Source organism: Notoacmeibacter sp. MSK16QG-6, assembly GCF_024158145.1.
Taxonomy (GTDB): Bacteria; Pseudomonadota; Alphaproteobacteria; order Rhizobiales; family Rhizobiaceae; genus Notoacmeibacter.
This window is the reverse complement of the sequence record NZ_JAMYXM010000004.1, coordinates 256,228-266,808: the sequence shown is the minus strand read 5'-3', so window position 1 is coordinate 266,808 and position 10,581 is coordinate 256,228. Positions and strand designations below refer to the sequence as shown.

The following is a 10,581-nucleotide window of genomic DNA, read 5'->3' as shown; positions in this document are numbered from 1 at the left end:
TCACCTCCTTGATGTCGCGGCCCGCCTTGGCAATCAGCGAGGGATTGGTCGTCACCCCGTCCAGCATGCCCAGATCGTTCAGCGTCCGGATCTCGTCCACATCGGCGGTATCGACAAAAAATTTCATGATTGTCCTCTTTCAGGGTTTTTGGCCAGTCGGCAGACAGGCTGACATATCCATCGATCAAAACGTCTTCAGATCTGCCGCGCCCGTATCTATATGAGGCGCCCAAAAAGCAATACTTTCGGCGATCTGTTCAACAACCTGCCGGTCGTGGGGCTCGCGTTCCTTGAACGACAGCTCCAGGCAGATTTCATTATCCTTCGCGCCGCCATCGGCAAAAGCCTCCAACAATGCTTTGGGCTGAATCCGGCCATTGGCATTATGCGCGGCGGTGAAGGGGCGATGGCCGCTTTTGTCCATCGTGCTCTGCTTGATATGGATGATCGGTGAAACCGGAGGAACCGCCCGAGCCCAGGCATAAGGGTCGGTATCGTCCGGATTGGAGGACGTGACGTCTCCATGGTCGATATCGGCCATCATCCACATCGGTATGGCCATGTCGGCCGCGCTCAGACGTTCCTGCAATGCCATTGTTTCGGCAATCGTCGGACCGAACTCACGGCCGACGCTCATCGGCTCCCAGAACACATAGGTTAGACCTGCAGACTTCGCGTGCGCGGCGACTTCGGCCCAGCAATCGATGGCGATCTTCGTCAAATCCTCACGGCGCACCGGATCATCGAAGTCCTTATAGGTAAAAATCGCGAATTGGGTGCCGATACCCTCACCGCCCAGATCGCCAATGATATCGGCGAAGGTCTTGAACCAGTTGGTGTAGTAGCGACGAACGCCGGCATCGGGATGACCAAAATGGTTCAGGCGACCATAAGGCCCCGTCATACCGGACGTTACCCGCACACCGGTGCGCCGAAGCGCTGCGTCCATCTGTCGCGTCATGCTACGGATCAAAGGGGCCGGCCAGCTTGGATTGATGAATTCATGCGTCAGTTGCAAGTCGCGAATTTTGAGATCGCGCGCGACCGTATCGATCAGATCGTCCGGCTCCGCAAATCGGTTTACTAGCGGATTGGTATTCAGCGAAAGCGTAAGCGTCATTTCCTGTACCGGCGAACTAGGCCGCTTCGGCCTCCCTCTGTGCATCGAACCATTCACAAAACGCCTCTTTTTCGGCGCCGGTCAGAGCGAGATGCTGTTTGGTGCGGCGAAACAAGACATCCTCTGCCGTCGCCGCCCATTCATATTTTCTTAGATAGCGGACCTCCGCTTCGAAAAGTTGTCCGCCGAAGTGTCGGCCGAGACTGTCGATGGATTGCGCATCGCCAACAATCATTTCCGCGCGTGTCCCGTAAAGGCGGGCGTAATGCAGCAGCAAATCGCGTGGCAGCCAAGGATAATCGTTGCGAAGCCGCTCGACAAAGCTCTGGAAGTCGGCGCCGGCCATATCGCCGCCCGGCAGCGGTGCATTGGCCGTCCAACTCCGCCCCATTTTCGGGAAATACGGTTGCAGGCGTTCCAGCGCATGCTCGGAAAGTTTCCGAAAGGTCGTGATCTTGCCACCGAAGACATTAAGCAGCGGCAGACCATCCTGATCGTCGAGATCGAACTCGTAATCGCGCGTCACGGCGGATGGATTGCCCTCGCCATCGTCGAACAGGGCGCGGACGCCTGAAAAGGTCGTCAGGACATCCGACCGGCGAAGCTTCTGTTTGAAGTACCGGTTTACCGCGGCGATCAAATAATCGATTTCCTCTTCGGAAGCGGAGACGGTGTCGGCATCGCCTTCATAGGGAATATCGGTCGTGCCGATCAGCGCCATATCCTTCCCGTATGAGTTCAGAAAAATCACACGCTTGTCATTGTGCTGCACCAGATAGGAGTGCGGCCCATCCCAGAATTTCGGCACGACGATATGGCTACCTTTGACGAGGCGCACATTTCTGGCGCTGTTCAGCCCGGCAACTTGGCCGATAACATCGGAGACCCAGGGCCCTGCTGCATTGGCTATCGCTTTTGCTCTGAGCGAGACGTTCTGCCCGGTCTCGCAGTCGGTTATCTCAATCTGCCAGTAACCATCGGCGCGGGCGATACGAGTGCAGGCATGCCGAGGGTAAATCGCCGCGCCTTCTTCCGCCGCGCCCACGGCATTGAGGACAACCATGCGGGCATCGTCGACCCAGCAGTCGGAATATTCGAAGCCCTTGGTGTATTTGTCGAGAACGGGTGCACCCTCCGGGTCGCGGGTCAGGTCCAGCGTCCGCGTGCCAGGTAATTTCTTCCGCCCACCGAGATGGTCGTAGAGGAAGAGACCGAGCCGAACGAGCCAGGCCGGTCTGTCCTCGGGATTGTGCGGCAGGACAAACCGTAACGGCCAGATGATATGGGGTGCGGCCTTCAACAGCACTTCGCGTTCGATGAGCGCCTCGCGAACGAGCCGAAACTCGTAATATTCCAGATATCGCAACCCGCCATGGACCAGCTTGCCCGAACGGGATGACGTTCCTTGAGCCAGATCGTCCTTTTCACAAAGCGCGACCGAAAGACCGCGACCGGCTGCATCGCGAGCGATGCCCGTGCCGTTTATCCCTCCGCCGATGACAAAGAGGTCGACCAGTTGCTCCTGATCCTGGCTCGCATCAGTCACTCTTCTGCTCCTCGCTCTTTGGCCCGACACCGGTAGTCAGCGCCGCCACGTCGGGACGAATACCGTCATGGCCGGATTTGTCGTTTGGCGGCGCCATGCGATGCTCGCTCAGGCCCTGCCAGACGCCGCCCAGTTTTTGCCGCGCCGATTTGTATTCCGGAAAAAGCCGCTCGTAGATCGACGACAGGACGTCATCAGGCGCTTCGGCGGCGCCCAGCAATGGCGTCACCCAATCGGCGATGCAATCCTCCATCGTGTCATAGGCACCGATAGCCACGGCAGCCATCATTGCCGCGCCAGCCGCGCCGGCCTCTTCTCGCTCACTGACGCGAACACGCGCCCCCGTGCAGGCCGACAGGATTTGCCGAAGCGAATTCGACCGCGCCGCGCCCCCTGTCAGACGTATCTCATCCGGCATATCGCCCATTGTCGCGTAGCAATCGCGCGCCGCCATTCCGATGCCCTCGATAACAGCACGCACAAGATCGGGATATCGGTGCCCGATCGAAAGACCGATAAAGCCGGCGCGGGCATTGGCGTCGATGAACGGTCCACGCTCGCCCGCATCGGAGATGTAGGGATTGTACAGCAAGGTGCCGGGACGGCTCTGCGCCATCCACCCATCGATCTTCCCGATGAGATCCTTTAACGGAACCTCCTGTCCGTATTCGCCGAGAACATCGGTTGCAAGACGCAGAACCCAATCGATATTCAGCGTCGCGGCCATGTTGGTCTGCACCTGCGTCGCGATACCGTCGCATGGCAGCACAATGACGTAGCCCGTTCCCTCGTCATTTAGGACGATCCGATCCTGCGGCATGGCGCGCATGTGAACGCCCGTCGAACCGACCGTCGATGCGGCCACCCCGGCTTCGCCCGTATAGACACCTGCGCCAAGGCCGGTCATCACCATATCGACATAGCCGAGACAGACGGGCGTACCGGCGGGCAGCCCGGTCTGCATAGCCGCATCCTCGCATAGGGGATGGGTCGTCTTCGTTCCATCGACAATCGGCGGCAGCAGGTTGCGATAACCGGTTAGGCCGAGCGCTTCCAGAACCGTGCTGTCGTAATCCCGGCTCCGGAAGTCGCCAAATGTGAAGCTGGCCTCAGACGGATCGGTCGCACGTTCACCGGTAAGGCGAAGATAGAGCCAATCCTTGCAATGCAGGACGCAGTCCGCGCCTTCCACAATCTCCGGCGCCGTCTGAACCATATGCGCGATCTGAGCGCCCTGCTGACAGGTATTGAGGCCTGTCCCCGTCGCCTCGAACCTCTGTTGCTCCAACGGCCCGGAGGCCAGACGGCGGACCGTGGGCGCAGCGCGCGCATCCAGCCACAGCCAGGCGTCGGTTACGGGCTCGTTCGCCCGGTCGATCAGCCATGTACCATCGCCTTGGCCTGTCACCGCAATCGCAGCTACGCGTGTGGACAGTCGGGGGACCTTTTCGCCAAGTGCCTTCAAAGCGGCGACGCAATCACTCCATGTCTGAGAAAGTGATTGTGTCGCAGCTCCGTCGGGAGTGGTTTCATAGCGGTTGAGGACAGCGGCACTGTCGAGCTGCCGACCGGTTAGATCGAACGCAACGGCCTTGATGACCGACGTCCCGGCATCGACGCCGATAATGAGATATTCGCCACTCACAACCGCGTTTCCGGCCCGGGCAAAGCGATCCTATGGCTTGTTGCGCCTCGCGACACGTCATGCTCCTCCCAATGCCAGACAATGCCGGCTCAGAGCGCGGATCATCCCATTATGATATAAAGCTGTCAACTATATCACGTGAAAAGTGTTATAATTATAAGTCGTGATCTGACGGGACGGGTACCGGAGCGATGGCCGGAGATCTTCAGGCCCTTAGAAACCGCCGTTTAATACCGTATTTCGGTCGAGCAGGAGCGCCGTTCAGAAAACTGTTGACACTGATCGATAGATATAACATCTTTCTAGGCATCGATAACACATAAATAACAACCGCTATCGATTGACGCACCGGGAGGAGCCGGCGCAGCATCTGGGAGGATTTCATGCGATCCGAGCAATGGTCGTCAGAGCCAGCTCTTGCATTTGAAACTGCATTTTCACGATGCCCGCATTTCGTCGATCGGCCTGGGTTGGGAGCGATTTGAGATGGCGGCAGCGGCAAGGAAAAGCGCTCGGCGCAATGGACCTGTTTCGCCAGGCGCTCTGATCGGCGTCGGGGCAGTGATTGCCCTTCTCAGCGCCATGGTGCTCGATACCCATGTCGTCAGAATTGGATCGGAACAGGACACGAGGACCGCAGCGTTCTCTCCCGAAAGTTTCGGGCAGGAACAGTTTCCGCGTATTCAATCGCTCATCGAGAGCCGCGCTGTCGAAGCCACCGAACTCGCGCCAGCCGCCCTCGAAGACAAGGCCGCAGCGGCTGAGAAATACGGCACGCCGGGCGGCATCGCGCCAATCTTTCCTGTCAAGTTCACGGGCACTGTAGGCGAAGGCCGCTCGGGAACGTTCAATATTGCGGTCGACGAGCTTCCGGACGAGGTCTCGATCCGAGTCCAGACCGGTCCAGCCGTCAATGGCACCGAGTTACGGGATTTTCCCGGCGATATCGGCTTTGGCGACTTCACCAACCAGATCGAATACCAGAACGCCGGTTCGGGCATCAACAATGCCATGAAAGCGGAAGTCCTGAACGATCTGGACCGCGAAAGCCTCGCCGGACGAACCATCTCGGTCGTCGGTGTTTTTCGCATGATCAACCCAAAGAACTGGCTCGTCACGCCGGTCAGGTTGAGCGTCCAGTGAGTATCGCAGCCGCCCACCAGGACGATTCCGGCGAGGTCGTGCTGGCCGCGCGCAATATCGCCAAGTCTTTCGGTAGCGTGCATGCGTTGAAAGGCGTCAATTTCAAGATTCACCGAGGTCAGGTCACCACGCTGTTCGGCGAGAACGGCGCCGGAAAATCCACCCTCATGAAAATTCTGTCGGGGGTATTGGCGCCGTCCTCTGGCGATATCACCCTCGATGGCGCGCCCATCGAGTTTAGTGACACGATCGAGGCCCGCGAGCACGGCATATCCATCATTCACCAGGAGCTGAGCCTGGCCCCGAACCTTTCCGTTCGTGACAACGTCTTCATGGGTCGCGAGCTGACCACACGGACCGGCAGTGTCGATTATGCCGAGGAGGCGCGCCAGACGCAGCTTCTTATGGAAGAGCTCGAAGAAGATATCGATCCGTTGACGCCGGTCGAGGAATTGCGGCTTGGCCAGCAACAGATCGTCGAGATAGCGCGTGCGCTTTCCATCAATTCTCGGATCCTCATTATGGACGAGCCCACATCGGCCCTCTCGGCAGCCGAAGTGGAGGTGCTCTTCAAGGTCATCCGGGATTTGAAGGCGCGCGGCGTATCCATCGTCTACATCTCGCACCATCTGGAAGAAGCGCTGCAGATTACCGATCACGCGGTCGTGCTGAGAGACGGCGTCATGACCGCCTACGCCAGGCGCGAGGATATCGATCTGGAATGGATCGTCCGCAACATGGTGGGCGAGAACTTCGATCTCGGATCGCCGCCCGAAGCCCAATTCGGCGATGTGGCGCTTTCCATCGACAGTGTATCGGTGCCCGATGCGTCCGGCGTCGATCTCGTCCGTGATCTCTCGCTGGAGGTACGCTCAGGCGAGATCGTCTGCATATACGGATTGATGGGTGCGGGACGCACGGAATTGCTGGAAGCCGTTGCTGGACGCCTCAATCTGACCGGCGGCCGAGTCGTCCTCGATGGCGAGGATATTTCGCATCTCGGCATTGCCGAGCGCATTCGCCGTGGTCTCGTCCTCATACCGGAAGACCGGCAGCGCGACGGGCTGGTGCAGACAATGAGCGTCGGACAAAATCTGTCCCTCGCTTCTATCGGTGCGTTTACGCGGGCGCTGTTCACCTCTCCCAAGCTGGAAAACGAGGTGATCGACGAATCCATCGACCGCGTTCACATCAAAACATCCGGTGGATCGGCGCCAATCGGGTCGCTGTCGGGCGGCAACCAGCAGAAAGTCGTCATCGGGAAAATGATGGCAACCCATCCGAAGGTCGTTCTCTTGGATGAGCCGTCGCGGGGCATCGATATCGGCGCCAAGGCCGAAGTGTTCAAACTTCTGGCCGAGCGCGCCAGCGGCGGTGTCGGCGTCATCTATTCAACATCAGAGGTTGGGGAATGCCTGTCCGTCGCGCATCGCATCGTCGTCATGCGGCGCGGGCGCATCGCGGCGGAGTTCGGACCGGACGTCACCAAGGCGCAAATCATGGCCGCATCCGGCGAGGCGATCGATTAAAATGAGCAAAAGTCAGACCATGACCGATTCCGAAGGTAAAGAACACAAGACGCCTATGTTCGGCGGCGATTTCGATATCGTCCGACTATTATTGGAAGGGCGGGCCTTCTTCGCCCTGATCGCGATCATTATCGTCTTTTCGGCGCTGTCGCCGTTCTACTTCTCGCTCAACAACTTCCTGATCATGTCGAGCCATGTCGCCATTTTCGGTCTGTTGGCGATCGGCATGCTTCTTGTCATTCTGACAGGCGGTATCGATCTTTCCGTCGGGTCGATCCTGGCGCTGGCGGGTGTCTGCGCCGGCGCGATGATGCAGGGACTCACGGCCGAGGCGGCAGGGGTCATTCTCTATCCACCGGTCTGGGTTGTCGTTCTGCTGACCTGCCTTGTCGGGGCAGCCATCGGCGCGCTGAACGGCGTGCTTATCGCAATCTTTCGGGTACCGGCATTCGTCGCCACGCTCGGCACGCTCTATGTGGCCCGCGGGATCGCGCTTCTGATGACCAACGGGCTGACTTACAATAATCTTTCCGGCGATCCTGCGCTTGGCAATACCGGGTTCGACTGGCTCGGCTTCAACCGTCTTTTCGGGGTGCCGATAGGTGTCATCGTTTTGGCGGTCGTCGCCATTCTCGCTGCTCTGTTACTGACACGCACGCCATTCGGCCGATGGGTGTACGCAACGGGTGGCAACGCCCGCGCCGCCGATCTGTCGGGCGTACCGGTCAAGTTCACGACCGTCATGGTGTACACGCTATCGGGGATCTGTGCCGCGATTGCCGGCCTGGTGCTCTCGTCTCAGCTTACCTCGGCCGGACCGACTGCCGGCACGACCTATGAGCTGACGGCAATTGCAGCCGTCGTTGTCGGCGGCGCCGCGCTATCGGGCGGCCGCGGAACGATTGGTGGCACGCTTCTGGGAGCGTTCGTTATTGGCTTTCTCGCCGATGGCCTCGTGATCATCGGCGTGTCGACCTACTGGCAGACGGTCTTCACCGGCGCGGTCATTGTCGCCGCCGTTCTTCTTAACTCGGTCCAATACAGCGGGCGCCGCCGGCGCTCCGCGGGGTCGGGAACACCGCCTTCTCCGAAACCTTCAAAGCCGAGCTGAATACGGACTGGATTTTCGGAAAGACCGCCGGTCCGCCGGCGCCAATGATCAGAGGAGGAAATCATGATCAAGCTTACACGCAGACTGACACTTGCCGCTCTGGCATCCGCCGCCTTCATGGCCGGCCCTGCAATCGCTCAGGACAAGGGCCTGATGACGATCATCGTCAACGACCCGGCCAATCCGTACTGGAAGACCGAAGGCGATGTCGCTGCCGCGACCGCCAAGGATATGGGCTACGAGGCAACTGTTGCCGCTCACAAGGGCGACACCAATGTGGAAAGCCAGCTGATCGATACCGCCATCACCAACCAGTCCAAGGCGATCCTCCTGGACCCGGCCAATGCAGATGGCTCAGTCGGTGCGGTCAAGAAAGCGGTCGAGGCTAATATCCCGGTCTTTCTGATCAACGCCGAGATCAATGAAAGCGGGCTGGCCAAGGCGCAGCTCGTTTCCAACAACGCCCAGTGCGCTGCAGACGGCGCGATTAAATGGGTCGAACTGGTTGGCGATGGCGGCAACTATGTCGAATTCTTCGGCAATCCGGCCGACAACAACGCTGCTACCCGCTCCAACGGCTACGAAACCGTGCTGAGCCAGTATCCGGATCTCAAAAAGGTCGCGCAGGAAACGGCCAATTGGGATCGCACGCAGGGTTACAACAAAATGCAGTCGATCCTACAGGCCAACCCGGACGTCAAGTTTGTTATCTCCGGCAATGACGAGATGGCTCTTGGTGCGATTGCCGCACTGAAGGAAGCCAACAAGCTGGAAGGCACCATCATCGGCGGCTTCGACGGCAATCCCGACGCGGTGGATTCGGTGAAGTCGGGCGAGATGTCCTATTCTGTATTGCAGCCCGTGGCTGAATTCGCCGCCGAAGCTGTCCGTCAGGCCGATGCCTTCATTGCAGATGGCACGGAGCCGGAAAACGAGAAGCAGCAGTTCAACTGCAAGCTGATAACGGCCGACAATGCCGACAAGATGACTGGCCCATTCACCATGGGCGAGTGATCGCCATCGTATGATCGACCTTGGAAAGGGCGTCGAATGCGCCCTTTCCCTTCCCTCTTCTCCCGTGATATTTCGCTAGCGATGTCTGTCGACGAAACCCATGAAAAGACCATCGAGCGGCTGATGACAGCCGACGTGCCGAGCGACGGGCGCCAGGCCCGTCAATTGGCGCGCAGGCAATTGATCGCCGAAACGGTCATGACGGAAGGCACGATGCGGATCGAAGAGCTCACCGAGCGCTTCGGCATCAGCCTCATGACGGTGCATCGCGATCTGGACGAACTGGCGAGCCGCGGGCTCCTGAGGAAAACGCGTGGGATCGTTTCCGCCGCGCCGACAAGTCTCATCGAATCGAGCGATCTCTACCGTTCGCACCGCCAGCCCGAAGAGAAGAAGGCGTTGGCGCAGGCCGCGCTGGAATTCATCGAACCGGGCCAGGCGATCTTCATCGATGATTCGACCTCGGCGCTGCAACTCGTCGAATACCTGCCAGAGCGGGTTCCATTGACGATCATCACCAATTCGCTGCGGCTCATGAATGCGGTGAAAGACATTGCCGACCTCAATCTCATCGCCCTTGGCGGCGAGTACCACGGTTGGGCCAATGCTTTCATGGGACGTGCGACGACCAGCCAGATTTCCAGGCTGCGCGCGGATATGGTGATTTTCTCAATGGCGGCGGTCACGGACGACATGATCTTTCACCCGTCGGCGGAAGTCGTCGAGACAAAGCGGGCAATGATCGACGCGTCGGCAAAAAGCGTTTTTTTGGTTGATCATACGAAATTCGAGCGCCGCGCACTTTACGGCCTTGGCGCTCTGTCGGAGATGGATGCGGTCATCACAGATGCCGGCACATCCGACACCCATCTGCAGCGCATGCGCAGCAATGGCATCAACGTGATCGTCGCACGGAGCGACGACACAAAAACGGAGACGGCCGCCTGATCCTGAGAGGAAGGCAGCCGACCGTATCGATAATCAACATTGGGAGACTCGCGATGAAGCTTGCCATCGCAGGAGACAGCGCTGGAGCGCCGCTCGCCAAACTGCTGTCAGAACACTTGAAAAACCATGACGGGCTGGACGTGTCGGAAATCAGCAACCCGCCATCCGACAGCGAGGAATTTTACGCCAATCTTTCCGAACGGGTTTGCAAAGGCATATTGGACGGCACCTACGATCGCGCCATTCTATGCTGCGGCACCGGCATCGGTGTCGCACTGTCAGCCAACAAAATACCGGGTATACGCGCCGCCCAGGCTCATGACACCTACTCCGCCGAGCGGGCGGCGCTTTCCAATAATGCGCAGGTGATAACGCTCGGAGCCCGCGTTGTCGGTAGCGAATTGGCCAAGGCAATCGCCGAAGCGTATCTCGCTCGAAACTTCGATCCGAACGGAAGATCGGCCGGGAATGTGCGCGCCATCGACGAATTGGATGCCCGGTCCCGCGGAAAGAACTGATAGCGCG

General features: G+C 59.0%; 10 protein-coding genes. 6 read left to right on the top strand and 4 right to left on the bottom strand.

Annotation, left to right across the window (positions count from 1 at the left end):
- The 4 genes from NIM86_RS13730 to NIM86_RS13715 all read right to left on the bottom strand — a co-directional run.
- A partial coding sequence (locus NIM86_RS13730; RefSeq protein WP_305884465.1) for a transaldolase family protein occupies positions 1-127 on the bottom strand: 127 nt, incomplete at its 3' end.
- 57 nt (positions 128-184) lie between these two features.
- Complete coding sequence (locus tag NIM86_RS13725) at positions 185-1,120, bottom strand: sugar phosphate isomerase/epimerase (RefSeq protein ID WP_253382942.1); 936 nt, start codon at positions 1,118-1,120, stop codon at positions 185-187.
- A 16-nt stretch (positions 1,121-1,136) separates the two neighbouring features.
- The gene (locus NIM86_RS13720; protein ID WP_256478508.1) at positions 1,137-2,636 is read right to left on the bottom strand and encodes a glycerol-3-phosphate dehydrogenase; all 1,500 of its coding nucleotides are present in this window, start codon (positions 2,634-2,636) and stop codon (positions 1,137-1,139) included.
- Between the two features lie 22 nt (positions 2,637-2,658).
- On the bottom strand, positions 2,659-4,311 hold the full coding sequence (locus tag NIM86_RS13715) for an FGGY family carbohydrate kinase (protein WP_253382938.1): 1,653 nt from the start codon (positions 4,309-4,311) through the stop codon (positions 2,659-2,661).
- Positions 4,312-4,797: 486 nt separating this feature from the next.
- On the opposite strand from NIM86_RS13715, the gene NIM86_RS13710 reads away from it, so the two are divergent.
- The 6 genes from NIM86_RS13710 (at position 4,798) to NIM86_RS13685 (ending at position 10,574) form a co-directional block, all read left to right on the top strand.
- Entirely contained in the window at positions 4,798-5,454 is a 657-nt protein-coding gene (locus tag NIM86_RS13710) for a DUF2291 family protein (protein ID WP_253382976.1), read from the top strand.
- Positions 5,451-6,983, top strand: a complete 1,533-nt coding sequence (locus NIM86_RS13705) for an ATP-binding cassette domain-containing protein (protein ID WP_253382936.1) — start codon at positions 5,451-5,453, stop codon at positions 6,981-6,983. The genes NIM86_RS13710 and NIM86_RS13705 overlap by 4 nt, the downstream gene beginning before the upstream one ends.
- A gap of 19 nt (positions 6,984-7,002) precedes the next feature.
- The gene (locus NIM86_RS13700) at positions 7,003-8,094 is read left to right on the top strand and encodes an ABC transporter permease (RefSeq protein ID WP_253382934.1); all 1,092 of its coding nucleotides are present in this window, start codon (positions 7,003-7,005) and stop codon (positions 8,092-8,094) included.
- Positions 8,095-8,157: 63 nt separating this feature from the next.
- Positions 8,158-9,108: a D-ribose ABC transporter substrate-binding protein gene (locus NIM86_RS13695; protein WP_253382932.1), complete on the top strand. Its 951-nt coding sequence runs from the start codon at positions 8,158-8,160 to the stop codon at positions 9,106-9,108.
- An 81-nt stretch (positions 9,109-9,189) separates the two neighbouring features.
- The gene (locus NIM86_RS13690; RefSeq protein ID WP_253382975.1) at positions 9,190-10,056 is read left to right on the top strand and encodes a DeoR/GlpR family DNA-binding transcription regulator; all 867 of its coding nucleotides are present in this window, start codon (positions 9,190-9,192) and stop codon (positions 10,054-10,056) included.
- Between the two features lie 53 nt (positions 10,057-10,109).
- Positions 10,110-10,574: an RpiB/LacA/LacB family sugar-phosphate isomerase gene (locus tag NIM86_RS13685; RefSeq protein WP_253382930.1), complete on the top strand. Its 465-nt coding sequence runs from the start codon at positions 10,110-10,112 to the stop codon at positions 10,572-10,574.
- Positions 10,575-10,581 lie beyond the last annotated feature (7 nt).